Source organism: Collinsella sp. CLA-ER-H10, from assembly GCF_040092475.1.
Taxonomy (GTDB): Bacteria; Actinomycetota; Coriobacteriia; order Coriobacteriales; family Coriobacteriaceae; genus Collinsella.
On the sequence record NZ_JBBNLM010000015.1, the window covers coordinates 19,837 to 44,935 of the forward strand.

The 25,099-nt window shown below is 61.0% G+C and carries 19 protein-coding genes and 1 riboswitch; of the genes, 7 read left to right on the forward strand and 12 right to left on the reverse strand.

What is annotated here, in order from left to right; all coding sequences use genetic code 11:
• Positions 1-5: 5 nt before the first annotated feature.
• Positions 6-800, reverse strand: a complete 795-nt coding sequence (gene yqeB / locus AAAX36_RS07155; protein ID WP_349074855.1) for a selenium-dependent molybdenum cofactor biosynthesis protein YqeB — start codon at positions 798-800, stop codon at positions 6-8.
• A gap of 102 nt (positions 801-902) precedes the next feature.
• On the opposite strand from yqeB, the gene yqeC reads away from it, so the two are divergent.
• A complete protein-coding gene (gene yqeC / locus AAAX36_RS07160; protein WP_349074856.1) occupies positions 903-1,637 on the forward strand; it encodes a selenium cofactor biosynthesis protein YqeC in 735 nt (244 codons plus the stop codon).
• A gap of 109 nt (positions 1,638-1,746) precedes the next feature.
• Here the strand turns inward: yqeC and hydA are convergent, their stop codons facing one another.
• The 6 genes from hydA to dpaL form a co-directional block, all read right to left on the reverse strand.
• Positions 1,747-3,114, reverse strand: a complete 1,368-nt coding sequence (gene hydA, locus AAAX36_RS07165) for a dihydropyrimidinase (RefSeq protein WP_349074857.1) — start codon at positions 3,112-3,114, stop codon at positions 1,747-1,749.
• 8 nt (positions 3,115-3,122) lie between these two features.
• On the reverse strand, positions 3,123-3,737 hold the full coding sequence (locus AAAX36_RS07170) for a nucleotidyltransferase family protein (RefSeq protein ID WP_195503610.1): 615 nt from the start codon (positions 3,735-3,737) through the stop codon (positions 3,123-3,125).
• A 178-nt stretch (positions 3,738-3,915) separates the two neighbouring features.
• On the reverse strand, positions 3,916-4,866 hold the full coding sequence (gene arcC, locus AAAX36_RS07175) for a carbamate kinase (RefSeq protein WP_349074859.1): 951 nt from the start codon (positions 4,864-4,866) through the stop codon (positions 3,916-3,918).
• A 14-nt stretch (positions 4,867-4,880) separates the two neighbouring features.
• Positions 4,881-6,083, reverse strand: coding sequence for a knotted carbamoyltransferase YgeW (ygeW, locus tag AAAX36_RS07180; RefSeq protein ID WP_349074861.1), 1,203 nt, complete (start codon positions 6,081-6,083; stop codon positions 4,881-4,883).
• A gap of 201 nt (positions 6,084-6,284) precedes the next feature.
• A complete protein-coding gene (locus AAAX36_RS07185) occupies positions 6,285-7,670 on the reverse strand; it encodes a YgeY family selenium metabolism-linked hydrolase (protein WP_117736004.1) in 1,386 nt (461 codons plus the stop codon).
• Between the two features lie 238 nt (positions 7,671-7,908).
• Positions 7,909-9,123, reverse strand: coding sequence for a diaminopropionate ammonia-lyase (gene dpaL / locus AAAX36_RS07190; protein ID WP_349074863.1), 1,215 nt, complete (start codon positions 9,121-9,123; stop codon positions 7,909-7,911).
• 277 nt (positions 9,124-9,400) lie between these two features.
• On the opposite strand from dpaL, the gene AAAX36_RS07195 reads away from it, so the two are divergent.
• The 5 genes from AAAX36_RS07195 to AAAX36_RS07215 all read left to right on the forward strand — a co-directional run bounded on the left by AAAX36_RS07195 (position 9,401) and on the right by AAAX36_RS07215 (position 15,524).
• A complete protein-coding gene (locus AAAX36_RS07195; protein ID WP_089573552.1) occupies positions 9,401-10,054 on the forward strand; it encodes a helix-turn-helix transcriptional regulator in 654 nt (217 codons plus the stop codon).
• A gap of 122 nt (positions 10,055-10,176) precedes the next feature.
• Positions 10,177-11,163 (forward strand): hypothetical protein, encoded by a 987-nt coding sequence (locus AAAX36_RS07200; RefSeq protein ID WP_349074865.1) that lies wholly within the window; start codon positions 10,177-10,179, stop codon positions 11,161-11,163.
• A gap of 281 nt (positions 11,164-11,444) precedes the next feature.
• Positions 11,445-11,535, forward strand: a riboswitch (SAM riboswitch).
• A gap of 8 nt (positions 11,536-11,543) precedes the next feature.
• Complete coding sequence (locus tag AAAX36_RS07205) at positions 11,544-11,984, forward strand: hypothetical protein (protein WP_349074867.1); 441 nt, start codon at positions 11,544-11,546, stop codon at positions 11,982-11,984.
• A gap of 316 nt (positions 11,985-12,300) precedes the next feature.
• Positions 12,301-14,106 carry a hypothetical protein gene (locus AAAX36_RS07210; protein WP_349074869.1) on the forward strand — a complete coding sequence of 602 codons (1,806 nt, stop codon included), beginning with the start codon at positions 12,301-12,303 and terminating at the stop codon, positions 14,104-14,106.
• Between the two features lie 182 nt (positions 14,107-14,288).
• Positions 14,289-15,524, forward strand: a complete 1,236-nt coding sequence (locus tag AAAX36_RS07215) for a hypothetical protein (protein ID WP_195445187.1) — start codon at positions 14,289-14,291, stop codon at positions 15,522-15,524.
• 330 nt (positions 15,525-15,854) lie between these two features.
• Here the strand turns inward: AAAX36_RS07215 and AAAX36_RS07220 are convergent, their stop codons facing one another.
• From AAAX36_RS07220 to AAAX36_RS07230, 3 genes are all read right to left on the reverse strand, one after another.
• Positions 15,855-16,298: a hypothetical protein gene (locus AAAX36_RS07220; protein WP_349074871.1), complete on the reverse strand. Its 444-nt coding sequence runs from the start codon at positions 16,296-16,298 to the stop codon at positions 15,855-15,857.
• A 457-nt stretch (positions 16,299-16,755) separates the two neighbouring features.
• Positions 16,756-17,961 (reverse strand): DUF4143 domain-containing protein, encoded by a 1,206-nt coding sequence (locus tag AAAX36_RS07225; RefSeq protein WP_349074873.1) that lies wholly within the window; start codon positions 17,959-17,961, stop codon positions 16,756-16,758.
• Between the two features lie 252 nt (positions 17,962-18,213).
• Entirely contained in the window at positions 18,214-19,605 is a 1,392-nt protein-coding gene (locus AAAX36_RS07230; protein WP_349074875.1) for an ATP-binding protein, read from the reverse strand.
• 617 nt (positions 19,606-20,222) lie between these two features.
• Between AAAX36_RS07230 and AAAX36_RS07235 the strand changes: the two genes are divergently transcribed.
• A complete protein-coding gene (locus tag AAAX36_RS07235; protein WP_349074877.1) occupies positions 20,223-21,221 on the forward strand; it encodes a hypothetical protein in 999 nt (332 codons plus the stop codon).
• A gap of 600 nt (positions 21,222-21,821) precedes the next feature.
• Here AAAX36_RS07235 and xdh read toward each other — a convergent pair.
• Both xdh and AAAX36_RS07245 read right to left on the reverse strand, forming a co-directional pair.
• A complete protein-coding gene (gene xdh, locus AAAX36_RS07240) occupies positions 21,822-24,599 on the reverse strand; it encodes a selenium-dependent xanthine dehydrogenase (RefSeq protein WP_349074879.1) in 2,778 nt (925 codons plus the stop codon).
• 12 nt (positions 24,600-24,611) lie between these two features.
• Positions 24,612-25,091 carry a 4Fe-4S binding protein gene (locus AAAX36_RS07245; RefSeq protein WP_349074881.1) on the reverse strand — a complete coding sequence of 160 codons (480 nt, stop codon included), beginning with the start codon at positions 25,089-25,091 and terminating at the stop codon, positions 24,612-24,614.
• Positions 25,092-25,099 lie beyond the last annotated feature (8 nt).

Here is a 25,099-nt window from a genome sequence, read left to right on the forward strand (position 1 = left end):
GCCTTCTATCCTCTAAAGATATCGGTGAGCATAGCGAGTGCCTCGAGCACGCCGCCGCCGACCGACGTCGCCTTGTCCGAAATGTAGTTGATATAGCTGGCATCGCCGCGCGGATCGACATCGGCGCATTTAAAGCCCTCAGTCACCTGCACGCCGTTCGCCAAAAGCCCGCGCAGACAGCCATCGATCTGCGTGCACATGGGCGAATCGCCCGCGTAGCCAATCACGTCTCCGGCGCTCACGATGTCGCCGATCGCGCGGTCGGACCGAAACACGCCGGCGGCGGGGCTGTGGATAACGCGCTCCTTGCCATAGCCAGCGATAATGCCCGGCACGCCCGTGTTGGGTTGGGGCGAACCCTGGGTAATGACACGGCCCAGGAAATGCCCGCGCATGGTTTCGACCACGGCGTCGCAGTCAACCGGCGCGGTAAAGCCCGGCCCCACGGCGATGACGGCAGGCGCCATGCCGCGCGTGGTACCCAGGTTGCGCTTAGCCAGAATCGCGTCGACCACGGCAGCGGGTTTCAGCTCGCCGAGCATCTTGGCCTGGGGGTCCACCACAACGGCGACGTCTCCAGCCTCGGTAATTGCAAGCGCCTCTGCCGGCGTCTGTGCCAAGCGAGCGCGAATGCCCTCGACCTCGACCTCGCCCAAGCGAATAGCCTCGCAAAAACTGATTGTGCGGCGGATGCACGTGGGAACCGCGATATCGGCCATAACGACCGACACGCCGGCGCGCACCAAGCGAGCGGCGACGCCCGTGGCGATATCGCCGGCGCCGCGAACATAAACGAGCATTCCCGGGACACCTCCCTGTGCTACGGTTTGAGCAGAGCAAATGCGGTTCGACCGCTACTCTGATGATTATTTATTATCACAGTTTTATACGGCGGTGAACAGATGAAAACGACGAGCGGAAACCTTGCCTCCGCGCTCAAGATCGAGCCGGGCATTACTGCAATTATCGGCAGTGGAGGCAAGTCGACCTTGCTGAAGACGCTCGGCCTTGAGCTTATGCGCGCTGGCGGCCGCGTGCTCCTCTGCACCACCACGCGCATGTTCCCCGTCGCCGGCGTGCCGTGGGACGGGTCGAGCCGTCGCCTGGACGCCGCGCCCTGGAAGCCAGGTGCCTCACACGCCCTAGGCTGCACCTGCGAGGCCTGCGCGGGGCTTGTGCGGGGAAGCATCTGCCAGACAGGTGTCTTGGACCCCCAGACAGGCAAGTTCTCCTCCCCTGCCGAGCCGCTCGACCAGCTGGCGCAGCGCTTTGACTACGTCCTGGCCGAGGCGGACGGCAGCAAGCGGCTCCCGCTCAAGGCGCACGCCGCCTGGGAGCCGGTGATTCCCTCTGGCACGGCCAACATCGTCTGGATCGTCGGCGCCTCGGGGTTCGGCAAGCCCATCAACGAAGCCGTCCACCGCCCCGAGCTCTTTTGCGAGCGTTGCGGCTGCGAGCTCACTGACATCGCCACGCCCGAGCGCGTCGCCATGGTGCTCAATGCCGAGATGCAGGCGCTGAAACTCAGCACCGCACGCGTCATGCTCAACCAAGTCGACACGCTCAGCGACCCCACGATGGCCGACCGCTTCGAGGCAGCTCTCGACCGCCCCGTCGTCGCCAGCAGCCTCAAGTAGCCGGCCCCATCTCCTCAGTTGCGGTGAAATACGGACTGTTTGGCCGCCCGACGGCCGCAAACAGTCCGTATTTCACCGCAACTGAGGAGGGGACACGGCATCTTTGCTGCTAGCGGGGCACGTAGCGACCGGGCTGGGCTCCGGTGGGCTCGCCATCGCGCGCCACCAGCACGCCGTTCACAAACACGGCCTTGGCGCGGCCATGTGCCTCAAAGCCCTCGAGCGGCGTGTAGTCCACGGCCTGATGCTGCGTCGCGGCGCTGATCGTCCAACGCGCGCAAGGATCCCACACGCACACGTCGGCATCGGCACCCTCGGCAAGACAGCCCTTGCGCGGGTACATGCCAAAGACGCGCGCCGGGTTCTCGCTCATCAAGCGGCACAGACCCTCGGGTCCCAGTTGTCCCTCAAAGCTCGTGGCGATCGCGACGGGGCGATGCTCCACACCGGGGCCGCCGTTGGGAATCGCACGGAAGTCGTCGCGCCCACGGTCCTTTTGCCCATGCAGGTTAAAGCTGCAGTGGTCGGTCGCAATCGTATCGATCTCGCCGGTCACAAGCGCCTCGCGCAGGGCTGCACGGTCACCCGCATGGCGCAGCGGCGGGCTCATCACATACTTGGCACCCGCAAAGCCGTCCTCGCCCTGCTCCAAGTAGCAAGTATCGTCGAGCATCAGATACTGAGGGCAGGTCTCGACATAGATGTTCTTCTGCCCGCGCGCTTTGGCAGCGCGAATGGCCTCGAGCCCCAGCTTGGTCGAAAGGTGCACCACGTTGACCGGAGCGTCCCCGGCCAAGTGAGCCAGATACAGCAGGCGGCTCACGGCCTCGGCCTCACACACATCCGGACGGCTGAGCGCATGGCCCTCAGGCCCGTGGATACCCTGCTCAAACACGCGCTTCTGCAGCGCGTTGACCAACGTGCCGTTCTCGCAATGCACGCACAGGATACCGCCCACGCGCTTGAGCTCCTCCAGCACCTCGAGCGTCTCGGCATCGTCCAAGCGCAGGTGGTCATAGGCAAAGTAGGTCTTAAACGACGACACGCCCGCCTCGCGCATAGCCGAAAGATCGGCGCGGTTGCGCTCATTCCACTCGGCGAGTGCCATATGAAAGGCGTAGTTGGCCGTGCAGGTTCCGTCGGCACGGCGATGCCACTCGGCAAGGGCGTCGGGCATGGTCACGCCGCGATCGGCCGTCGCGTAGTCCACGATGGTCGTCGTACCGCCGCAGGCAGCCGCACGCGTGCCGGTTTCAAAGCTATCGGCTGTCCAATCCATGCCAGTCCAGCACTGCATGTGCGTGTGGCCGTCGATAAAGCCGGGGAACACCCAACAGCCCACGGCATCCTCGACGGTATCGCCCTCGGCCGGCTCAATCGCCGCGGCAATCCGCACAATCTTGTCGCCCTCCATGGCAAGATCGGCGCGGCGAAGCCCCTGGGGCGTCACGAGCGCGCCGTTTTTGATGATGATCATGTTGCTCCTTATTGATTAATACAGTTGGCCACGCGATCAAAATACGAGCAGGCGGCAATATGCTCCGTTATGCGTCGCTGTCCCTTGACGGTATCGACGTCCCACAGCTCGTAGGCACGCGCCTCGACCAGCACCACGTCGGTGCGACCTTTGAGAATCGAGCCCCCGCCGTCCTTGCCCTCAAGACACATAAGTGCATCGAACAGTTCCGCCGGAAAGAGCACCGGGCTCGAAGGCTCACCGTTACACGCAAGACGCACCGGATGTTTGCGGCCACGCTCGTCAAATGCACGAACCATAGCCTCAAAAGAATCCGAACTCACGAGCGGCTGGTCGCCCGGCAAAAAGAGGCAACCTTTCCAGTTGCGTTCGACTCCCCACGAAAGGCCCGCACGGACGCTTTCGCTGCGCAGCTCGCCATCGTGCAGCACACACGGGCAATGCTTGTCCTCGCAAATCTGGGCGACCTCGGGCCAACGCGTCGAAACCACGACGTCAAAGCCCCGGGGAACCGAATCGATGGTCCGGGCAATCAGCGGCTCGCCATAGATATCGGCAAGCATTTTGTTAGAGCCAAACCGCTTGCCCTCGCCCGAGGCCATAATGACGCAACCGAGTTTCATCTCCGCAAACCTCCCCTGGCTGCCTTGGACACCATAGTTGCTATACCCACCATACCAAGCTCGCACTCCGTCGGAACAGGTATGCGCTCGTTTTTCCAGCGAACGCCCCTTGGCTCTCCATAGCACAAAGGAGGGCACCCCGCGACGCAGGGCACCCTCCTCAATGGTGCAGATATGCCTACTCAGCGTCGCCGGTAAACGTGGTACCGGTCTTGCCGGCAAGGCCATCGCGCGCCTTCTCGAGCAGTGTGATGAGCGCCGTGCGGCCCGGCTTGCTCTCGGCAAACGTCGAGGCGGCCTGAACCTTGGGCAGCATGGAGCCGCGACCGAACTCGTTGGCCTCGGACAGACGCTTTACGTCAGCCGCGGTCAGCGTGTCGAGCCACTGCTCGTGGTCGGTGCCAAAGCCAATGGCAACCTTCTCCACGGCCGTCAGGATAACCAGGGCATCGGCATCGAGCTGCTCGGCGAGCTTCTCGGCCGCAAAGTCCTTATCGATGACGGCGGCAGCGCCCTTAAGGTGGTTGCCCTGGGCCTTGGTGACGGGAATGCCACCGCCGCCGCAGGAGATCACCACATGGTTGGACTCGACGAGCGACTTAATGGTGTCGAGCTCGACGATGTTCACGGGCTTGGGCGAGGCAACCACGCGACGGAAGCCCTGCTTCTCGTCGTGGATGAACTGGTAGCCGCGGTCGGCCTCCAGCTCCTTGGCCTCGGCCTCGCTCATCCACGGACCAATCGGCTTGACCGGGTCGGCAAAGGCCGGGTCGTCTGCCGCAACCTCGACCTGGGTGAGCACGGTGGCGACACCCTTGTCGATATTGCGGTCGAGCATTTCCTCTCGCAGGGCGTTTTGCAGGTCATAGCCAATGTAGCCCTGGCTCATGGCGCCGCAAACGGACAAGGGGCAGGGAACGTACTTCTGAGGATTAGAGCGCGTGAGCTCAGCCATCGCGTTGGCGATCATGCCCACCTGGGGACCGTTGCCATGCACGACGACGACCTCGTTGCCCTCCTCGATCAGGTCGACGATAGCCTTGGAAGTCGTCTTGACGGCCTCCATCTGCTCGGGAAGGTTGGCGCCGAGGGCGTTTCCGCCCAGGGCGACAACGATACGCTTAGCCATTTCTCAGCCCAGCTTTAGGCCTGGAGCCAACGGGCGGTGTTGCGCTCGTCGAGGGCCTTGAGGGTAGCGGCGGGATCGGCAACCTTCTGCAGGAACATCATGGCAGCGATGGCGTACGGCTTGTAGCTGGCCTCCTTGTACATGCCCACGCGGTGCATGTCGAAGACGTCGGCGTTAACCTCGCCGTGCTCGCAGGAGACACCGGAGATGTCGGCGGGCAGCGGGTGCATAAAGATGGTGTCCTGGCCGTTGGCAGTCTTCTCCATGAGCTCGGTCGTGGAGCACCAGTCCTGATGGGTGGCGTTCTGGGCGAGCAGCTCCTTCTCGAGCGCTGCGATGCCGGCGTCGTCGCCCTCGGCGTACAGGTTGGTACGCTTCTCCATGGCGGCAAACGGAGCCCAGCTCTTGGGGATCACGATGTCGGCGCCCTCGAAGGCCTCGGCCATGGTGTTGACCTGCTTAAAGGTGGTGCCGGACTCGGCGGCATAGCCCTTGGCGCGCTCGACGACCTCGGGCATGAGGTCGTAGCCCTCGGGGTGAGCCAGGGTGACGTCCATGCCAAAGCGGGGCAGCAGGCTGATCAGCGACTGCGGGCAGGACAGCGGCTTGCCGTAAGAGGGCGAATAGGCCCAGGTGACGGCAACCTTCTTGCCCTTGAGGTTCTCGAGGCCACCAAACTCGTTGATGAGGTAGAGCATGTCGGCAGAGGACTGCGTGGGGTGGTCGGAATCGGACTGCAGGGAGATGAGCGTGGGACGGTGATCCAGAACGCCGTCCTCGTAAGCCTGCTGCACGGACTCGGAGACCTCGGCCATGTAGGCGTCGCCCTTGCCGATGTACATGTCGTCGCGGATGCCGATGACGTCGGCCATGAAGGAGATCATGGTAGCGGTCTCGCGGACGGTCTCGCCGTGAGCGATCTGGGACTTCTTCTCGTCCAGGTCCTGCAGCTCAAGGCCGAGCAGGTTGGCGGCCTTAGAGAAGGAGAAACGCGTACGGGTGGAGTTGTCGCGGAACAGGGAGACGGCCAGACCCGAGTCGAAGATCTTGGACGAGACGTTGTTCTCGCGCAGCTCGCGCAGGGCGTCGGCGATGATGTAGAGAGCCTTGAGCTCATCGGTGGTCTTGTCCCAGGTGTGCAGGAAGTCGCTGCCGTACATACCCTTAAAATCGAGGCCGTTCAGCTGCTCGACGAGCTCGGTAAACTTGGCGTCCATGTAAATATCCTTTCTAAAGATGAAACGATCGCAATGAGTAGATGTGCTCCGGCATGCGCGTGTGGCTAGAACATGCAGAGCACCATGACGAGGACCCGCCACCGTTGAGGAAGCATGGGAGATAACGACCGCGGGCCCCAAGTCAACAGGGGATGCCGGGGGCACGAGCGGCCCCCGGCTCAACAAGATCAAGGAATGGGACTAGTCGATCTTGTTGTTGGTCAGACCGGCGCGGAACACGGTGGCATCGCCATCGGCCTGGCTCGGATCGTAGAGGTTCAGGGCGGCCACATACATGGCGGCAGCGGTGACCAGGTCATCCTTGTAGGTGACCTCGTTGGGAGCGTGAGCCTGAGACTCGGCACCCGGGCCAAAGCCGACGCAGGGGATGCCATAACGGCCCTGGATGGAAACGCAGTTCGTGGAGAAGGTCCACTTATCGCACAGCGGGCGACCGGTGCGCTTGTCCATGCTGGGCTCGCAGCCGATGCGCTCGTCACCAAACATGGCCTTGTGGGCGTCGACGAGGGCCTTGACGTGCGGAGCGGTCTCCTTGTTGATCCACGTGGGGAAGTAAGCCTCGGTCTCGTAGACCTCGCCGGTCCAGGACGGACGGTCGTACATGTACATGGAGACCTTCACGTCGTCGCCGTACTTCTTGGCGGCCGGCAGGTTGCGGATCTCGTCCAGGCAGGACTCCCAGGTCTCACCGGCGGTCATGCGACGGTCGATGGAGATGGCGCAGGAATCGGCCACGGCGCAGCGGCTGGGGCTGGTGTAGAAGATCTGGCTGACGGTGCAGGTGCCGCGGCCCAGGAAGCGGGCGTCCTCGTAGTGCTCGGGGTTGTACTTGGGGTCGAGCATCTTGACGAGGCCCTTGATGTCGGTCGACTCGTCGCAGCCGTTGTTGTTGAGGGCGCGGACGTCAGCGATGATGTCGGCCATCTTGTAAATGGCGTTATCGCCGCGGTCGGGAGCGGAGCCGTGGCAGGAGGTGCCGTGAACGTCGACGCGGATCTCCATGCGGCCGCGGTGACCGCGATAGATGCCGCCGTCGGTGGGCTCGGTGGAAATGACGAACTCGGGCTTAATGCCGTCCTTGTTGTAGATGTACTGCCAGCACATGCCGTCGCAGTCCTCTTCCTGGACGGTGCCGACGACCATGATCTTGTAGCCCTCGGGGATGAGGCCCATGTCCTTCATCATCTTGGCAGCATAGGTAGCAGAAGCCATGCCGCCCTCCTGGTCGGAGCCGCCGCGGCCGTAGATGATCTCGTCGGTCTCGTAGCCCTCATAGGGATCGGCATCCCAGTTCTCGATGTTGCCGATACCGACGGTGTCGATGTGAGAGTCGATGGCGATGATCTTGTCGCCCTCACCCATAAAGCCCATAACATTGCCCAGGCCGTCGACCTTGACCTCGTCATAGCCAAGGCTCTCCATCTCGGCCTTGATGCAGGCGACAACCTCACCCTCCTCGCAAGACTCAGAGGGATGGGAGATCATAGCGCGCAGGAAGCGAGTCATATCAGCACGATGAGACTCAGCAGCAGCCTTAATGGCATCAAAATCGAGTTCTTTAGTCATAACAGTTAACCTTTCTACAAGGGTTTACCTACAGGTAGATATTTCAGATAAATCACTTGTGCCAAGCAGCGTGAGGTCGAGTACCCGGCAAGCAAGTAAACGTAGGGTGGCGGAGCATATGTTTGCTCCATCGCGAGTTCCGCACGAGCCGGAGAGCACTTAATGTGCTCTCCGTGCGAGCAGGACTGTCCGAGCAGGGAGTAAACATATGCTCCGCCACCCGGACAGGTTAGGCTCGCTAGCAGGTCGGATACTCGCCTTCCCAAACAATGCGGCGATACTGGTCGGGGTCCGTGTCGCCTTCCGTGGAGAAGCAGAGCACGGAGCTCGTCTTGTCCAGGCCGATGAGCTCCTTGAGCTCGGCGTACTCGGGATCGAGCATGAGGGTCTCGACCAGGCCGGTGGTCACTGCGCCGGACTCGCCGGAGATGACGCGCGGGTCGCCCTTCTCGGGAGCGCCCAGGGTGCGCATGCCGCGAGCGGTGACCCAGTCGGGGCAGGACACGAAGGCGGTGGCGTGGTTGCGCAGGATATCCCAGCCCAGAATGTTGGGCTCGCCGCAGCACAGGCCGGCCATGATGGAGGGCATGTCGCCGTCCACGATGCGCGGGTCGCCGTCGCCGGCGGCAGCGCCCTTGTACAGGCAGGCGGCAGGCGCGCACTCAGCCACGACGAAGGTGGGCGGGTTATCGGGATACAGGTTGGTGAAGTAGCCCACCACGGCGCCGGCGAGCGAACCCACGCCAGCCTGGACAAACACGTGGGTCGGGCGGTTGATGGCCATCTCGCGCAGCTGCTCGGCAGCCTCGGAAGCCATGGTGCCGTAGCCCTCCATGATCCAAGACGGGATCTTCTCGTAGCCCTCCCAGGCGGTGTCCTGAACGATGACGCCGCGCTCGCAGGCGTCGGCCTCGGCGGCGGCCATGCGCACGCACTCGTCGTAGTTGACCTCTTCGATGGTCACCGTTGCGCCCTCGGCGGCGATGTTATCGAAGCGGGGCTTAGTGGAACCCTTGGGCATGTGCACGACGGCCTTCTGGCCCAGCTTGTTGGCAGCCCATGCCACGCCGCGGCCATGGTTGCCGTCGGTGGCGGTAAAGAAGGTGGCCTGGCCAAAGTCCTCGGCCAGCTGATCGGAGGTCAGGTAATCGAAGGTGCAGTCGGCAACGTCCTTGCCGGTCTCATCGGCAATATAGTTGGCCATGGCAAACGAGCCGCCCAGGACCTTAAAGGCGTTGAGGCCAAAGCGATAGCTCTCGTCTTTAACGCACAGGTTGGACAGGCCCAGGCGCGCGGCCTGGCCGTCCAGGCGGGCAAGCGGAGTGACAGTGTACTGGGGGAACGACTGGTGGAAGGCACGGGCCTTCTTCACGTGGTCGAGGCTCATGATTCCCAAGTGCTTGTCATCGCTCTTGGGCATCGTGTTGCCCGCCCACTGGATCTTATCGGCCATACGGTGAACTCCTTAAGTTCTCTCTTGCCGGCCCCCGCATACGCGTTTCAGCCCATTCCCATTCATGCGACTGAACTTTTATGTGGATGCCAAACAAAAAGTTTGTTAGCACTGTTCTATCACACTTTTTGATTGGAAAACCTAACAAATTGTTTGTTGCCGTAATCGGTACCTTTTCGCCGACGAACGGTTACATAACGCAGCGCCGCTTTCGTTATTTGCGAACAAGTGGGGTTTATGGCAAAGTGAGCCCAAACTAATTTTTAGGAAGGCACCTATGACCCCCGCACAGATTGAGTTTTATAAGCGCCTTGCACACGGCCTGGCGCTCCAATTTGGCCCCAACTGCGAAGTCGTCGTCCACGACTTGGAGACCGAGGACGTGGACCACTCCATCGTAGTGATCGAAAACGGCCACGTCAGCGGGCGCAAACTGGGTGACGGCCCCAGCCATATCGTGTTTGAGTCCATGCACGAGGGCGCCACCGATGTACACGACCGCGAGCCGTACCTCACTAAAACCACCGACGGTAAGCTGCTCAAGTCCTCGACGATCTTTATCCGCAACGACGAGGGCAAGCCCGTCGGCATTTTGGGCATCAACTTTGACATTACGCTCATGAAGGCTTTTGAGCGCTCGCTCGATGCCTTTACCGGCACCGGCGGCACGGGCTATACCGAGCCCGAGCCCATTACCAAGAACATCGGCGACCTGCTCGAGGACCTGCTGCACGAGTGCGAGCAGTTTGTGGGCAAGCCCGCGGCGCTCATGACCAAAGACGAGCGCATTCGTGCCATTGGCTACCTCGACCGTCGTGGCGCCTTCCTCATTTCCAAGTCGAGCGAGCGCGCCTGCGAGTTCTTTGGCATCTCCAAATACAGCTTCTATAGCTACCTCAATGAGGCCAAGGCGGCGGCCGGCGACAAGTAGGCACTCGCCTGGATTGCCCTCCCCTTTTGGGCGCGAGTTCTGGAAAGCACGAATCCAAGACCGAGCCGCTTGGGAAGTTCCATATAATCGATGACATTAGTATTTCGAAAGGATGGAACAGAATGGCGTTGAGCAAGGCATCATGCACCGGTCGCGGATTGATTCCGGCAATTGGTGGACATGTGCACCGCATGTTCGATGAGGGTGAAGACGACCTGTTTTCGCTGAGCCTTGACGACGTAATGGATGATCGCCCGTGGACCGCCGACGAACTCATGGGCGGCGGGGCTCGCCCGTCAAACCCCAATCCCGCACTTGCGCCTAAGCCCGCATCTGCGCCGACTCCTGCGCAGTCGCCTGTTTCGACGCCCGCGCCTACGCCCGAACCCACTTCGGCGCCCACACCCGCTCCCCGTCCCGCAAGCGACCCGTCCGAGACGGCGGCATTTCTCGCTGCAGCAACGCAAGGCAAATCGGCCGACAGCACCGTTATGTACAGCGCCCAGCAGTTGCCTGTTCCTGCGGCACGCAAGCCTCCGGTCGCAAGGCTCGATGAGCCCGTTGCCCGTCAGGTTGCCTACGATTCCTGGGCTGCAGCCGATCTGGATGAGACCTCTACCGGCATGCCGGCGCTCGACGTTCCAGTTAACCCGCTTTTTGCCGCCAACACGAGCGCCGCGGACTATGAGGGCGGTGCGACATATTCCGATTATTCCGATGACTATGCTGGCAACGGTCGCATCGAGACCGAGGACTATGGCACCGCATCGAGCGATTATCTCAACGATCCGTACGCTGCCACGCCTGCACCGGAATATGACCCGGAGGCCGCGTCCGCGCCGGCGTATACCAAAAGCACGGGCGAAGAGCGCTTCGCCGATTATTACGCCGAGGAAAAGGCACTGCGTTTCTCGGAATTTCCGCAGGCTGTCAAGGTTGCCTTTATCGCCATTATCATTGCCCTGCTCGGCGTCATTGCGTTTGAGGGATTCCAGCTGTTCCGCGGCCCCACCCAAGCGGAGTCGGAGACCCAGCAAAAAGAGGACGATAACCAGTACCTGGACATTAACACCCTCAAGGGCGACCCCAACGACGGAGACGACGAGTAGCGAGAGCTGAAGGCGGCCGCTGGATCCCGCATCCAGCACCGGCTTCTAAGTGCTGTTTTGTCATCCAGCTACACTTTTCCGAAGTTTTAAGGTGCCTATTTCGACACTTTTCCGTACTTTTACACGGCTGATTTCGACACTTTTCCGGATGAAAGCCGAATAATCACTTGGGAAACCAACGCCATCCGCGCGTCATTTCGCGGATGGCGCTTGATTTCTGTCCGTACACGTTGAGTCCGTACACGTTGATAGACTTCCTCTTGCCCGCAAGGAGCGGGCACGTTTTATCCAGAGTCGGGGTAGAGAGTTGGCTCCACGATCCCGACGCCAACCGGCCAAAAGGCACGGTGGCCCTGCCAACATCGATGAAAGGAGTCCGTATGGACAATTTCTCTGTGCGCAGCGAGCGCAACTTCCACAACCTGGCAGCCAAGCCAAAACGAATGCATCTTCTGGACAAGCAGAACGGCTACGCCTCGGCCATGGTCAAGAGCAGCCTCTCCCACCAGATGCGCTTTACCGTGCAGGCGCTCGAGAAAGAGCTCTACACCGCCGGCGACCCGCACGTACTGCAGATCAAGCTGCTTGGAGACGACTCGCGCGAGCTGTCTAGCTGGAAGCTGTTTGCCGACGGCACGTGCGTCGCAAGCGGTTCGGGTGACTTTGCCCGCGAGTGCTTCTGCGAGGGAGCTGAGGTGTTTCTGGACCTGTGTCGCGACGCCGTCGAGACTGCCGAGCTGTGCCAGTGGAGCGAGAGGGAGTACGAGCTGTTGGGTGCCGCGCGCGGGATTGCGGGGGGTGTAGGAACAGAAGCCTCATGACGGTGGCCTCAGCTGGAATGACGTATCGCTCGATAAATGATCTCAACAACGTAGCCGATGCGCCGCATTTCACCTCAAAGGCATTGAGCGATCAGGAGGCGTCCAGCATTTCTTTGATATCCCCAATTGATTGTTCCGAGAAAGTCTCTTCATGTCCTTATAATCGCCCTTACGAGAAACGTGGACGAGACAGGCGTCCATATGCCGTCTCTAAACTAACGAGCCGTTCGCGGAAAGAACATCTGGCTAGCATGGGCCAAAGATATACTGGTATCGCTGCAACAATTATGGAAGATCGGCACCACCAATGACCTCCTTGAAATTCTCCAGGCGCTTCGCGCTTAGCCTGCTCGCCTCGCTGTCCGCCACCGTAGCGCTTGCTTTGCCCTCAACCGCCCTAGCCGCGTCGGACCCGAACCCGCCCAGCATCTCCAACGTGACGATATCCGCGACGACAGTCACGGCCGGCTCCACGCTGCATGTCGGCTATAGCGTCGATGACCCTGACGGGGTACGGTCCGTCACGCCCATAGTCGAAGTCCTTGTCGAAAACGATACCGGAGACCATGGAATCAGTTCCCGTCTCGCCTTCTCGTCGACCGGCAACACGACCGCGGGCTTCGATATCTCCACCTCCCCGAGCGACCGGCCCTGCAGGTACCGGATCATCGGCCTCGGCGTGACCGATAGTCTTGGATGGGTTACCGATGTCTACGACACGACGTATGCCGAGGAGAAGGGGCTCGACTGTCCGACCTTCACCACCGACCCCCTCGAGTATGAGGTGACCGAGGGACCCGAGGACCAAAACCCGCCGACCGTGTCCTCCGTGTCGCTCTCGAGCAGGGAGGTCGCAACCGGTGCCGACCTCCACATCTCTTGGACCGTCTCCGATGCCGACGGCGTTCGCTCCGTTTCCCCCATACTGCGGCAGGGCTGGGAGAATTCGGACGACGGCTGCTCTGTTTCGTCAGCCTATTATCACGGAGGCTCGTCTATCGACGGGTTTGACCTCACATTCGACAGCAATAGGATCGGAAGGCACAGGCTGATCGGCCTTTCGGTCACCGATGGCCTAGGGTTCGAGACCGATGTGTACGAGAGTTCCTACGCCAGGGCCAACGGCATTTCGGGCGCGACTTTCTCGGTTGGCGACCCGAGCGAGCTGTGCTTCGAGGTGACCGGCAGCGCGATCGACCGGAACCCGCCCACGGTCTCGAACGTTTCCATCTCCGCGAAGAGGGTCCCCGTCGGCGGGATCCTCCGTATCTATTGCAATGTAGGCGACGCGGACGGCGTAAAGTCTGTCTCCCCGATCCTCGGCGACCCCGGCTATGTCGAGGACCCGAACTCTTTAAAGACCCGCAAAACGTTGAGCTGCAGCTACGATGCGGCAGGGGGCTATATCGAAATCGAGTTCCCCACGTCGCTCTCGATGGGCTCGTTTGAAATCCAAGCCCTCGCGGTCCTCGACAAGACGGGCCACGAGACCTTCGTCTACAGTTCCGCCTACGCCGAGCGTAACGGCAAGACCGGCGTTCAGACCTTTGATGTCGACGACGCGGGGGACGTCACCTTCGACGTGACCGCTCCGCTGTATGCCGCCACCAAGGGCGACGGGCAGGCGTATGCAAAGGACGGCGAGGCCGGTCTGACCTTCCGCTTCAGCGGTCCTCTCGATGAGTTCACGCGTCTCCTCGTGGACGGAACTGAGGTCTCCGCCGAGAACTACACCGCAACCAGGGGCAGCACGATTATCGAGCTCAGGCCGTCCTACCTGGACACGCTCGCCGGCGGCGGACACACCGTCACGGCCGTCTGGAAGGACGGGACGGCGACCGATGCGTCCTTCACCGTGGAGGGGAAGGCCCAAGGGGAGCAGGCGGGCGGAAAGACCGACGTAGATTCACCCGGCGACAACAAAAGTGATCCTGCCACTCCTGAAAAGGACGCCGACGAGGCGGCTACAAAAAAGTCGGGACGCACGACAGCCGATGAACCAAAGCTCGCTGCAACCGGCGACTCCACTTGGATGGCCAGCATCGCATTGGCCATGGCGGCCACGGCCTGCTTCACGGCAGCGAGAAGGCTTGAGCCCAAGCAGCATAAGCACGAACAGTAGCTCAAAGCGAACTCAACTGGGAAGGGCAGATGGATAGCCGTCCTTCTCTTATAATCAACCCAATCCGCTGAAATGCAATCAGTTAACGAGTTTCGCCAGACGCTCGGCCTCTACCCCGCTCTAGCAAGCCACCAGGCGATGAGATAATGCCCACGACTATCAACGTAAGCAAGGAGCGCGCTATGGCAGACAACGAGACCAAACCCTCGGCGAACGACGGCCGAGAGGAGCTCGTGGCAAAACAGCTCGCATCGACCAAAATCCACCTCGCGCTCACTCAGAAGCGGGTGGACGTCTCCGGCGCCATCAAGCTACCGCTCGAGCGAATTCCCCAACTCGGCGTGGCGTTCGCCTCGCTCCCCTCGATGTTTCGCACCGTCACCAACACGGTGAGCGTGCCCACGCTGCTCCAGGCGACTGACAAATATGGTAACCCGCTCGATCCGTCGAAACTCAACACGTTCAAGGACGGCAGCGGTCTCACAGGGGGCTACCGCGACGCCGCCAAGGGCCTTGGGCAGGCGCGCTTCCACGTAGTCGAGGGCGACATCGCCACGAGCGTCACGCAGGTGCCTTACGATCCAACATCGCTATTCATGGCAGCCGCAATCGCGCAGATAAACCAAAAGCTCGACTCCATCCAGGAGTCCGTCGACGAAATGTTCGAGTACATGCGTCAGCGCGACAAGGCCAACATGCGTGGCAACCTCAAGACGCTCGCAGACATCCTCAACGGTTACGGCCTCAACTACGGCAACGCCACCTACATGGCAAACGCCCATATGAAGGTGCTCGACATCAAGCAGTCGTCCGCGCAGGACATGGAACTCTTCCGCTCGCAGGCACAGGCGGATCTGAAAAAGAAAGGGTTCATCGAGGTGCGAGACGGCTTGGGCAGACGCCTCGACAAGGTGCTCGACTACCTCAAAGACTGCCAGCTCGCCACCTACATCCACGCGTTCTCGCTGTTCCTCGAACCCATGCTCGCCCAGAACTTCGAGCCCGCAAAGCTCGCGGACGCCACTGCGAAGATCGAGGCTGATTCGATCGCGTACCGCGAGCTCTACACCGACTGCTACAACGCACTCGAAGCGGGGGCTGTCGACACCGTCGATGCGGCACTGCTGGGCGGTATCGCGTCCGCGGGCAAATTGCTCGGTCACGCCATCGCAAAGACCCCCGTGGGCGACCATACACTCATCGACGAGGCGCTCGAAGGCGCAGGAGAGAGCATCGGAAAGTTCAACGACAAGCAATCCGAGAAACTCCTCGAAAAGCTCCATCAGGCAAAGACGCCCGACGTCACGCCGTTCAAGCAGAGCGTAAAGGAGATCGACACCCTCTACAACCGCCCCGCGCAGATCGCCGTGGACGCCGAGAACGTCTACATCTTGCCTGCCAAGCAGCAGGAAGAGTAACGATACGCGACAGGCACGCGCCATGCAGACAGCTAACGCCCCTACCTTCCCGCCGCCTTCAGCTTCAGCAGCAGGTCGCCCAGCTCGGGGCACTTGCTAGAGAGGCGTGTCTGGGCCCGCTCGCCCATCCCCCAACGTTGGCGGACTTCCTGGGCGCGCGGACTCACGCGGTAGTCCCCGTCCATCGCCTGCTTGAGCAACTTGGCGGTTACGCGCGCATCGGCCAGCGCTGTGGGCGTGGCCCGTCGACTCGTCGAACTCGATGCCAAACCACGCCGCCGCGTCGCCCAGCGAGACGCGCCCGTGGCTGCCCACGTCCATGATCGAGGTTTAAAACGCCTGCAGGTCGGCCCAGTCCGTAGGAAATGCGGAAAGGTCGATATGCTTTGCCTGGCACTCGGTCAAAAGCTGTCGATGGTCCGCCCCGCTCCAACAGACCACCTGGGCGGAGTAGCGACCAATCCAATCGCTGAGCCTTTTGATCACCACATAGAGCGGATCGGCCATCGCGGTGTCCACAGCCGATATCCCTGTGAGCTCGCGGACGGGATACGCAACGCCTTCGGTAAATTCCGTCTGCACAAACTGCGAGAACTCGCCCATAGCGTTGCCGTGGTAATCGAGCTTGACGGCGCCGACCTCGATAATCTCATTGCGCAGCCCACGGCGCTGGCGCTGTTTTGGCACCGGCGCAAACTCAAAGTCCAGCACAATCTGGCGCGCAAAGTTCGTCGTATCGATAGCCGAGATACACGGCGTCTTTTCAGCTGACACGGTTAGGGCCTTTCTCCGTTGCTTGCCGCTTGTTACATAAGCGGCTACATTGCCGTAAGGATAGGTGGCCGCGCGGACATGAAAGCTGGGCGCAATACCATGCGCTAATCACACGCCATGCAGACGGCCCCAAGAGAGTCGCCCGCTCTATTCAAATGCATGAAAAAGATTTAGGCCCGGTGACTTGAATCAGAGGTCATCCCGGGCCCATCAGAGCTCGTAGAGCTCTTGGTTGCTTTGGTCTCGCTCTTCACGGCGCTTATCGAACTTTCCGAGGCACTCAAGCAGCATTCGAAGCATAACAAGTCGCTGCCATTAAGGCACTGACCTCTTGACCAAGCAACGGCGCTGCCCAGCTCTCCACCACTTGGGCTGCCGTAAACTTTATTCTATCCGCGAGCATCTGGTTTACCAAATGGATTTTCGGTAAAGGAAGCACGGCACGCCCGCAAAACCACTACGCCCCAAGTGCCGCCATGGGGATCACCGCCACGCCGTCGTCGCGTGTGTAGGCAATGCTCCCCTTTCCAACCACGACCGCCAAAAACGCCGGCGCGGCATTCTGGGCGGCAGGATTGGAGAGCACTTTCCTCTCCAGCGCCTTGAGATTTCTCGCTCCATCGTCTGCTTTCGCATCACTCAGCTTGACCTCGATGGCTCCCCAGCGCCCGTCGTGCTCAACGATCAGATCGACCTCAAGGCCCTTCTCATCTCGGAAATAATGGACACTGTTGTCGACACCGCCGTAGGTGGAAAGGAACACGCGCACGTCGCGCAGAACGAGGTTCTCAAAGAGCATCCCCAGCGTTTGCATATCGCCAAGCAGCCGCTCAGGGGTAGCCCCCAGCAACGCCGCCGCAAGTGACGGGTCGCAGAAGTAGCGCTTGGGGCGCACGCGAACGCGGGCCTTCGAGCGCATGGGCGGCTCCCATCCGCACAGGTCCTCGGTCAGCTTGAGCCTGTTGAAGAGATCCAGGTGCGCAGCGATGGTCCTCTCGTCGGGGCCCGTCTCACCGTACGAGGCGTCCTTTATGAGCGTCTTGTACGTGACAGCCTGGCTCTCGTTCATGGCAAGAGCTCGCAAAAGGCCGTGTGCAAGCTCGGGCGACATGCCCTCATCCAGCACGTTGACGTCGAGCACCGAGTGCACGTACTGGCTTGCTGTCTCTCGCGCAAGCTCTTCCGAAAGCCCAAGGTTTGCAGGCCAACCGCCCCTGCAGCACCAGCGGGCGACGTCATCCACCGTGCTCTCGCGACGCTGAGGGGCAAAACCCTCGCCCTTAAAGAGGCTTGCCAGTGACACGAGCGGCTCGCCGTCGCCCGACTCACACAGGGTCATGGGGCGCATTGACAGACGGGCGATCCTACCCGTGCCGGAATGACGAACATGGCTGCGCCCCTCGCTTTTGAGCGCGGTCGAGCCCGTGAGCAAAAGTGTCCCGCGTTCGTTGCCGCTCGCGTCCACGAAGCGCCGGGCGGCATCCCAAACCTCAGGCACCTCCTGCCATTCATCGACCAGGTGTGGCGCATCGCCGATGAGCGCCAGGCTTGGGTCGACCTCTGCCGCCGCGCGCTGCGCAGGCTCATCGAGCCTGGAGACGCTCGCCGAGCGAGAGAGCGCCGTCCAGGTCTTGCCGCACCATTTGGGGCCGTTGATCTCCACACAGCCAAACGCCCGCATAAGGGTGTCGAGGCGCTCCTCTATGAGCCGGGGCCTATATCCCTTTTGGGTCAATCTCTTTGGTGCATCCATAGACGGCCGTCCCTCCCTATCACGCGATATGCGAAATTACGCCATTCTCAATGCTGATTTTACGCTACTTTCAATGTAGTTTTTACGCCATTTTTATTGTAGGTTTTACGCTTGGCATCCTTAGCGCGACCCATTCCGAGCATCACATCAGAGCGCGCTTGGTTATCTCCGCTCGCACATCTCGGCAAACGAGATCAGCTTGACGTCTCCCCTACTCTCCGCGGCATCCCGACATCCCTGCGTAAAGCCGCTTTTCGAGAAAAGCGCATAGCTTTTTCGTTGCCGCCTAAAGAGCTCGCTTCGGTGCACGAGCTTTTGCAGCACGTCTTCGCCCACCGGTTCATTGCGCCATTTGCACTCCGCAAACATCGCAGTGTCCTCGCCATCGTCAACAATCAAGTCGATTTCTTCCTGCGTATGCGTGCGATTATCCGTCCCCCACCAGCGCCCGACGCTCGCCGGAACCACATCGAGCTGGCCCGCGCGCGCGAGTTCGTACACGTATTGTCTGCATATAAGCTCAAAGACCGTACCCATGTAATCCGATACGTGCGGCTCAATGCGCTTATACGCCATCTCGACCATATCGTTTTGGATTAGCCCGATGTTCTGCGGCACAAACTTGTACCAGAACCTAAACATCTGGTCGCTCAGCAGATACACGGCTCGCTTATTGCTCGTCTCGTTTAGGGGCAGCTCGCGCTCGACAATCCCAAGCGACGCCAGCTTATCCACATAGCTCTTTACGTTGCTCGCAGGGATTCCCGTAGAGCTCGCAATCTCCGAGATCTTCGAGCGCCCCTGAGCAATTGCTTGCACGATCGCATCATATTGCTCGGGATTGCGGCACTCTTGCAACAGCAGGTTACTCGGCTCCTCAAAGAGATAGCCCGTAGGAGTAAGAAAAAGACGCTTGATGTTGTCCTTGAGCGATACGGTAGGATCGACTTTCTCGATATATGCAGGAATGCCGCCTGTCGTGCCATAGCAAACTGCAGCGTCTTCGCGACTCATGCTCTGCCACAGGCCGAGGGTCGTCGTAAAATCGAGCGGCATGATCTTAAACTGGGCCGTACGCCTACCGTATAGCGGGCTCTCGTAGCCCAACACCTGTTCCTCCATAAACGAAAGAGACGAGCCGCATAGGATCAGCATGAGCCTGGTCTCTTTGTACAGGTGATCGATCTTGTCTTGCAGCAACGAGCTGATCTCGGGATTCGATTGGGCGAGATAGGGATACTCGTCAATCACGACAATCAAACGCTCCGTTCGAGCCATGGTGGCCAATGCATCGAACGCCTCGTCAAAACTACGAAACGACACGCCTGCAGCACCAACCGAACCCGCAAGTATCGCCTGGCTAAAGCCGTGCAGGTTTGCCTCTGCATTGGTACGACGAGCTTGAAAGTAAATAGCATTCTTGCCTTGGATGAACTCTGTGATAAGACGCGTTTTGCCCACACGACGACGGCCGTAAATCACAGACATCTCAAAGGAGCCCGTGCCATACAGTCGATTGAGCTCGGACATTTCCGCCGTTCTTCCGATAAACATAGGGCCATCCTTCCTTTACGTTATAGCTAGCTATATTATACCTTCCTATAATATAGCTAGCTATAACGTAATTCGACAAGCATGCCATCAGGAAAGCTCGTCCCGCTCTGAGCCTGAATTCTGGGATGCACTTTCCGCTGAAGCTTCTACCGGAAAACGAATCCCATTCTGAGGCTTGAATCCGGGACACAATTTCCGTCTGCGGCCCCATTGGGAAAGTTCATCCCGCTCTGAGCGCTCATTCCGGGATGCAATTTCCGCTTGAGGCCCGATCCGAAAACGGCATCCCACTCTGAGGCCGAAATCTGGGACACAGTTTCCGCAGATACAAGACGACGATCCGCAGCCCTTATCACATGCCTTCAAACATGCAATCCAGAAACACAAAACAGCAGATAGATTGCTCTTTTTCAAAAAAGTACACGTCCCAAAACTTACCAAGACTTCATATCTAGCTACCGTTCAAGGTCGCCGATTACCGCCCGCCGATTCGGATGTAAAAATGTCGCCGAAAACAGGCCATCTACCTGCATGGTTAGATTTTGGTCAGCTTTTGGTCAGCTGAGCGGCAAGTTCCAGCTGATACGTTTTTGCTACCCAAAAGGAGGCGGTAGCTCATGACCCATTGCAATGACCAGCTCATCGACCAACTGCTCACTCAAGCCGAACAAGAGGGGCGCTGTCTGATTCCCCCGAGCGCGGCGATCCGAAAAGCGCTCCTTCGGCGCATCGGCAGCGCGGTCGTCTCCCCCATGCCGGGTTTGTTCGCGCGCAAAATGCGCTGGGATGAGCTCAACCGGGCGCAGCGTCATTGCGAGATTATTCGCGCCCTTGCGATCATCCACCCCGATTGGACGTTCTGCTCGTTTTCGGCAGCTTGCCTGCTGGGGCTCGAGGTCTCGTGGCGACACCTGAATGTCGTGCATGTTTGCAGCTCGACAAAGCCGTCGGCTCGTCCGGGTGCACATATTCAGCGACACCAGATTGAGCCGGCCGGAGCAATACGCAGAGCCGGCATATCGGTAACGCCGCCCATCCAAACGGCCACAGATTGCCTGCTGCAAACTGGTTTTGCCGACGGCATGCCCATTGCCGATTCGGCGATCTCAAAGCTCGGCCTTGCGCCGGAACAGCTGATGGAGGCCGTTGAGCAACGAGCGACTGCCCGCAATGGTCGCGCGATTCGCACCGCCCTCACAACGCTTCGATATGCCGACGCCCGCGCCGAGAGCGGCGGGGAATCGGTCGCCCGAGCCGTCATGATCGAGACGGGCTTTGCGCCCGACTGGCTTCAATACGAGTTGACGGACCCCTTCGATTCGGCCAAGCCCATACGAACGGACTTTGCCTGGGAGCGCCAGGCGCGGGAACTCACGCTGGGCGAGCTCGACGGGCTCATCAAATATACCGACCAGACCATGCTGGCCGGACGCGCCACCGCCGAGGCGCTCGTTGCCGAACGACAGCGCGAGGCGCACCTATCGCTCTACGGTCACCCTCTGCTGCGCTTTACCATGAACGAGGTCCGCTCGACAGGAATGCTCGCCAAAAAGCTGCAGACGGCAGGCATCCGGCAGACCGCGCTGCCGACATGGCTCAACGAGGTGGACCTGTAGGAGCCGCTAGGCCACGCATCGCCGAATCGCATCCCCCCTATCTGGGCCGCGTTTTCCCAACGGCCACGCCAACGGAAAGCGCGTCCCAGCCTGGACGCTCAAAACGGGACGCACTTTCCGGATGGCGGGCCTAGCGGAAAGCGTGTCCCGGAATCAAGCCTCAGAACGGGACGCAGCTTCCGCTTGAGAGCTGTTCCGGAAAACGTGTCCCACGCTGGAGCCGAATTCCGGGATGCAGTTTCCGTCAGAGGCTCAGGAGGAAAATGCAACCCATTCTGAGCAGCGATTCCGGGACGCAGTTTCCGCTTGAGGGCCGATCAGGAAAGTATGTCCCACTCTGGGGCTCAATTCTGGGGCACAGCTTCCGCTTGAGGCCTCCGCCGGAAAGCGTGTCCCGTTCTGAGGCCTGATTCCGGGATGCAATTTCCGCTTGAGAGCTGTTCCGGAAAGTGCGTCCCATTCTGGAGCCGAAATCTGGGACACAGTTTCCGCTCCAAACAAAAGGCCCCGGCTCGCGATGGAGCCGGGGCCAAAGGCGCAGCGTATGTAGTTGATGCTGAGCGCGATCAGCTCGTCAGTAATGACTGTCCGCGCCCTACCCTACCCGCGGTTGCGAACGCGGCTGTAGGGCGTATCCACCATGGGCAGATCGGGACGCAGCTTGCCGTCAAATGCGCGATAGGCGTTCTGTACGGCGGGCGCCGTGGGGATTGTTGCGATCTCGCCGATGCCCTTGCCGCCGTATGCCACGGGCAGCAGCTCGTCCTTCTCCACGTAGATGGCGTGGATATCCGGAATCTCGGGCGCACGGAACAACCCGAGCGTACCGTACCTTGCCTGGGGTACGCAGTCCTTGAGCGGCCAGTCCTCGGTAAGCGCATAGCCCATACCCATGAGCACGCCACCTTCGATCTGACCTTGGATGGAGATGGGGTTGACCACCTTGCCGGAATCGTGCGCGGCATAGACCTCGCTCACGCGACCGTCATCATCCAGAATGACCACATGCGTGGCAAAGCCGTAGCAGATGTGGCTCTTGGGGTTGGGAACGTCGGCACCCAGCTTGTCGGTCGGCTCCAGGTACACGTAGCCAAACTCGCATCCCTCGAGCGCCTTGATGGCGGCCGCGGGATCCTGAGGATGCATACCCTGGCCGGCGACGAGCTCCTGCGTGTGCAGCTGATAGGCGCGACCGTCGTCGTACTCGATCTTGACGCCGTCGCCATGCGCATTCACGGGAGCGGCGGGCGCAGGCTTGCCGGTCTCGATGCCAAGCATGGCATCGCGCAGCAGGAAGGCGGCGCCGCGCACGGCCTCGCCGGTCACGACCGTCTGACGCGAACCAGACGTGGTGCCGGAGTCGGGAGCGTTCTCGGTGGAGCACTCGCCGTTGGCGATGCAGCGAAGCGGCAGGCCGCATGCCTCGGCAACGTCCTGCAAAAAGACGGTGTTGCAGCCCTGGCCGATGTCGGACGTGGCGGCATAGACCACAGCCACGCCGTTCTCGACGCGAATCTTGCAGCGGCCGGCATCGGGCAGGCCCACGCCCACGCCGGCGTTCTTCATGGCGCAGGCGATACCGGCGTGTCCGGGATGCGCATAGTAGGCATCCTTGACCTCGAGCAGCGTCTCCTTAAGCGCCGTGGAGCAGTCGGCAATTTGGCCGTTGGGCAAAACCTCGCCCGGCTCGATAGCATTACGGTAACGAATCTCCCACGGATCCAGGCCGACCTTCTCTGCCAGCAGGTCGATCAGGCTCTCGAGCGCAAACTCGGACTGGCAAACGCCAAAGCCGCGGTACGCGCCGGCGGGCGGGTTGTTGGTGTAGTAGCCAAAACCGCGAATGTCAGTGTTCTGGTACTTGTAGGGGCCGACGGCATGCGTGCAGGCGCGCTCGAGCACCGGGCCGCACAGCGACGCGTAGGCGCCGGTGTCAAAGTTGATCTCGCAGTCCAGACCGGTAAAGTTGCCCTCGGCATCGCAGCCCAGCGTAAAGGTACCGTCCATGGCATGGCGCTTGGGATGGAAAGCGAGCGACTCGGCGCGCGTGAGCTTACACTTCACGGGACGCTGGAACTTATATGCGGCGAGCGCGGCCAGGTGCTGGATCGAAACGTCCTCCTTACCGCCAAAGCCGCCGCCCACGAGCATGGTCTCGACGACCACGCGTTCGGGCTCGCTATCCCAGCCAAACATGTGGGCGCACTCTTTGCGCGTGTCGTAGGCACCCTGGTCGGTCGACTGCACCTTGACGCCGTTCTTGTACGGGAAGGCAACGGCGCACTCGGGCTCCAAGAAGGCATGCTCGGTAAAGGGCGTGGTAAAGCGCTGTGTCACGGTAAACGCGCTCTCTGCCAGCGCCTTGGCGGCGTCGCCGCGCGTCACGTGACGGCTCTGGCACACGTTGTCCTTGAGCTCCACCGTGTTGCCAAAGGCAAAGAAGCTGTCGTGCAGACGCGGGGCGTCGGCGGCCCTGGCCTCGGCGATGTTGCGCACGGGCTCCAGCGGCTCGTAATCGATCTTTACGAGCTTCTTGGCCTTCTCGAGCGTCGCCTCGTCCTCGGCGACCACCAGCACGATGGCGTCTCCCACGCAGCGGGTGATATCGCCCTGGGCGATCATGACGTCCCAGTCCTGGATAAGGTGGCCGACCTGATTGACCGGCACGTCCTCAGCGCGCAGGATGCCCACCACGCCGGGCAGGGCCTCGGCCTTGGAGGTGTCGATGGAGAGCACGCGGGCGCGCGGATACTTGGAGCGCACGGCGCTGGCATAGGTCAGGCCCGGCTGATCGAGCTCGTCGATGTCGTCGGGATACTTGCCCTCGCCGAGCACCTTCTTGCGCACGTCGATACGGAAGGCGCGCTTGCCCACGCCGTAGTCATCGCCGCGCTCCAGGTCCTCGTCGATCTGCTTTTCGCCGCGGAGCACCGCAGCGGCCAGCGAGATGCCCTCGATAATCTTTTTGTAGCCGGTGCAGCGACAGACGTTACCGCGAATGGCGTACTTGATCTGCTCCTCAGTGGGCTCGGGGTCCTCGGCGATGAGCGCCGCACCCGCCATGACCATGCCGGGAATGCAAAAACCGCACTGCACGGCGCCCACGGCGCCAAAGGCGTACACAAAGGCCTCGCGCACGTCCTCGGGCAGGCCCTCGACGGTCACGATGTTGCGGCCGGCGGCAAGAGCGGTGGTCAGCACGCACGCCTTGACGGCCGCACCGTCCACATGGATGGTGCAGGTACCGCAGGCGCCCTCGGAGCAGCCGTCCTTGGCGGAATGGATGTGCAGGTCGTCGCGCAGGTAGCGCAGCAGCGGCTTGTTCTGCGTCGTCGTGCGCTCGACGCCGTTAACGGTAAAAGTGAATTCCTGTGCCATGGTGATTCCCTTCTACACGCCGGCGGCGATGCCGGTGCGGTCGTGGATGGCGCCATGCGGGCAGACGACGGCGCACATGCCGCACGACAGGCAGTCCACGCCGTCGATATGGGCGCAGTTGTCCTCGATGCGGATAGCGCCGGCAGGGCACTTTTTGGCGCACATACCGCAACCGATGCAGCTCGTGTCGCAGACCTTGCGCGCAATGGCACCCTTATCGGTGTTGTTGCAGCGCACCAGAATGTTCTGGTAGCCGGGGACGAAGGCAATCACGCGCTGCGGGCACGCCATGCCGCACAGGCCACAGCCCGTGCACTTGGAGCGGTCCACGCGGGCGATGCCATCGACCAGCGCAATGGCGCCGTGGGGGCAGGCCGTGACGCAGGCGCCACAGCCAATGCAGCCTTCGCTGCAGTGGGCGTCGCCGCCTGCGGAGGCGCAACCGCTTCCGCAGGCAACGTAGACCACGTTATGTTGAATGGATTTGGCCATAAGAGACT

Bases quoted from the DNA above. Each gene is read 5' to 3' on its own strand.
- yqeB (WP_349074855.1), bottom strand. From the start codon at position 800: ATGCTCGTTTATGTTCGCGGCGCCGGCGATATCGCCACGGGCGTCGCC.
- yqeC (WP_349074856.1), top strand. From the start codon at position 903: ATGAAAACGACGAGCGGAAACCTTGCCTCCGCGCTCAAGATCGAGCCG.
- hydA (WP_349074857.1), bottom strand. From the start codon at position 3,114: ATGATCATCATCAAAAACGGCGCGCTCGTGACGCCCCAGGGGCTTCGC.
- AAAX36_RS07170 (WP_195503610.1), bottom strand. From the start codon at position 3,737: ATGAAACTCGGTTGCGTCATTATGGCCTCGGGCGAGGGCAAGCGGTTT.
- arcC (WP_349074859.1), bottom strand. From the start codon at position 4,866: ATGGCTAAGCGTATCGTTGTCGCCCTGGGCGGAAACGCCCTCGGCGCC.
- ygeW (WP_349074861.1), bottom strand. From the start codon at position 6,083: ATGGACGCCAAGTTTACCGAGCTCGTCGAGCAGCTGAACGGCCTCGAT.
- AAAX36_RS07185 (WP_117736004.1), bottom strand. From the start codon at position 7,670: ATGACTAAAGAACTCGATTTTGATGCCATTAAGGCTGCTGCTGAGTCT.
- dpaL (WP_349074863.1), bottom strand. From the start codon at position 9,123: ATGGCCGATAAGATCCAGTGGGCGGGCAACACGATGCCCAAGAGCGAT.
- AAAX36_RS07195 (WP_089573552.1), top strand. From the start codon at position 9,401: ATGACCCCCGCACAGATTGAGTTTTATAAGCGCCTTGCACACGGCCTG.
- AAAX36_RS07200 (WP_349074865.1), top strand. From the start codon at position 10,177: ATGGCGTTGAGCAAGGCATCATGCACCGGTCGCGGATTGATTCCGGCA.
- AAAX36_RS07205 (WP_349074867.1), top strand. From the start codon at position 11,544: ATGGACAATTTCTCTGTGCGCAGCGAGCGCAACTTCCACAACCTGGCA.
- AAAX36_RS07215 (WP_195445187.1), top strand. From the start codon at position 14,289: ATGGCAGACAACGAGACCAAACCCTCGGCGAACGACGGCCGAGAGGAG.
- AAAX36_RS07230 (WP_349074875.1), bottom strand. From the start codon at position 19,605: ATGTTTATCGGAAGAACGGCGGAAATGTCCGAGCTCAATCGACTGTAT.
- AAAX36_RS07235 (WP_349074877.1), top strand. From the start codon at position 20,223: ATGACCCATTGCAATGACCAGCTCATCGACCAACTGCTCACTCAAGCC.
- xdh (WP_349074879.1), bottom strand. From the start codon at position 24,599: ATGGCACAGGAATTCACTTTTACCGTTAACGGCGTCGAGCGCACGACG.
- AAAX36_RS07245 (WP_349074881.1), bottom strand. From the start codon at position 25,091: ATGGCCAAATCCATTCAACATAACGTGGTCTACGTTGCCTGCGGAAGC.